Below are 2,177 nucleotides of genomic sequence, written 5' to 3'. Positions count from 1 at the left end.
ACCCTGAATCACCAGCATACCCACTTCCACATCTTCCGCCTGATGTACCACTCGCGAGTGACCGAAGAGGCGCTCGACGAGCACGAGGCAATTCTCGCTGCCTTTTCCGCGGGTGACCCGGACGCCGCCGAAAAAGCGATGCGTGTGCACATTGAGAATTCCCGGGACCGGCTCCTGCCTGCGTTCGAGTAGCCGTTGCGATGTCCCTTGCCATGCGATTTGAGACAGATACCGGCACCTTGCCGGCACGGCCTGAACGGCAAGCTGAACCCGTGCTGCGCGCCGAGGGCCTTTCAAGGAAATACGGCCCGGTCACAGTACTGTCGGATGTGACGCTGGATATCCTGCCAGGCGAGATCCACGCGATCATCGGGGAGAACGGCGCGGGCAAGTCGACGTTCATGCGACTGCTGTCCGGCTACATCGAGCCGACCCAAGGCATGCTGTCCATGGCCGGAAATCGGGTGCGCTTCACCAAGCCTGATCAGGCTCAGGCAGCCGGCATTGCGCTCGTTCACCAGGAAATCCTGCTGGCCGAAGCACTCACCGTTACCGACAACCTTTTCCTCGGCCGAGAACTCACGAGGGGCGGCCTTGTCGACGACAAGGGCATGCGTCGTATCGCGGTGGCGAAACTGGCTGAGATCGGCTGCGCGGTGTCGCCAACCGCATTGGTGCGAGACATCTCACTGGCCGACCGCCAGCTCGTCCAGATCGCCCGTGCTTTGCTCGACGAGCATCGCCTCGTCATCTTTGACGAACCGACAGCGGTGCTGACCGGGGAGGAAGTCGAGCGCCTGCTTGCCATCATCTTGGGCCTCAAGTCGCGCGGCATTGCCGTCCTCTATATCAGCCACCGCCTCGACGAGGTTCAGCGGCTGGCAGACAAGGTGACTATCTTGCGTGACGGCAAGATGGTGGGCACCTACCCGGGGCATTCATTGAGCCAGTTCGACATGGCGCGGCTCATGGTGGGCCGTGATCTCGCCGCGCTCTATCCGCAGAAGCGCGCAGTGCGGACGAACCAGCCAATGCTGAGCGTGCGGAACGCAAGGGTGCCCGGCTACGTCCAGGACGTGTCCTTCACCGTTCACAAGGGCGAGATCCTCGGCTTTGCCGGGATGATCGGGGCAGGGCGGACCGAGCTCTTCGAAGGCATCCTGGGTTTGCGGCCGGCGAATGCGGCCATCGAGCTGAACGGTTCCCCAGTGCATATTCGTTCGCAGCGGGAAGCCATGGATGCCGGCATCGGCTACCTGACGGAGGACCGCAAGGGCAAGGGTCTGCTCCTGCAGGAAGAGTTGGCGCCGAACCTCACTCTATCCGCGCTTGCCCGCTTTCATCCCGGTCTCATGGTTCGACGGCGCTCCGAGGCGCAGGCGCTGGCGCAAGCCGTTTCCAGCTACGACATCCGGGTGAAGAGCCTGAATGTCAAAGCCGGACAGCTTTCAGGCGGCAATCAGCAGAAGCTGCTTCTGGCCAAGGTCCTGCTGACCGAACCTTCAGTCGTCGTCATCGATGAGCCGACGCGCGGCATCRATATCGCCAACAAGGCCCAGATCTACGCCTTCATCCAGGAATTGGTCGACCAGGGCAAAGCCTGCGTCGTCATCTCCTCGGAGATGCAGGAGTTGGTCGGCATCTGCGATCGCATCCTGGTGATGCGCGAGGGCAGGATCAGCGGCGAGGTATCGGGTGAGGCGATGACCGAGAGCAACATCGCGCTGCTTGCGACCAGCGAGAGGGGTCACGACGTTGCCCCCGGAGGAAAACCGTGACCGCACTGACAAGTTCCACGCCAGCCCGCACCGAACGACAATACCATGTCTCATGGGCCGATGCCGGACCCTTCCTCGCGCTCGTTGCACTGCTGGTCATCGGGTTTCTGGTCAATCCGGATTTCCTCTCGGCGACCAATCTCGGCAACGTCGTCACGCGCAGCGCCTACGTCGCGATCATCGCCGTTGGCGCGACGTTCGTGATTTCCTCCGGCGGCCTCGACCTCTCCGTCGGTTCGATGGTCGCCTTCATCGCGGGCATTACGATCATGTTCATGAACATGATGGCGCCGAGCCTCGGTCTGTGGGCAATCCCCGCGGGTATGGCGATGGCGGTCGCCGCAGGTCTGCTATGCGGACTGGCGAACGGTCTGATCGTCACCGTCGGGAGGATCGAGC

3 protein-coding genes are annotated in these 2,177 nt (G+C 62.4%); all 3 read left to right on the top strand.

The window, feature by feature from the left end:
• Nucleotides 1–192: FCD domain-containing protein (locus tag ACXJ7R_RS30720; RefSeq protein ID WP_457155092.1), on the top strand; the 192-nt coding region annotated here is incomplete at its 5' end.
• 20 nt (nt 193–212) lie between these two features.
• On the top strand, nt 213–1,778 hold the full coding sequence (locus ACXJ7R_RS30715; RefSeq protein ID WP_457155091.1) for a sugar ABC transporter ATP-binding protein: 1,566 nt from the start codon (nt 213–215) through the stop codon (nt 1,776–1,778).
• The coding region (locus tag ACXJ7R_RS30710) for an ABC transporter permease (protein WP_457155090.1) at nt 1,775–2,177 on the top strand (403 nt) is incomplete at its 3' end. The genes ACXJ7R_RS30715 and ACXJ7R_RS30710, both read left to right, overlap by 4 nt.

Source organism: Mesorhizobium sp. P5_C1, from assembly GCF_054049815.1.
Note: the sequence above shows the minus strand (reverse complement) of the source record. Positions and strands in the feature narration are given on the sequence as shown.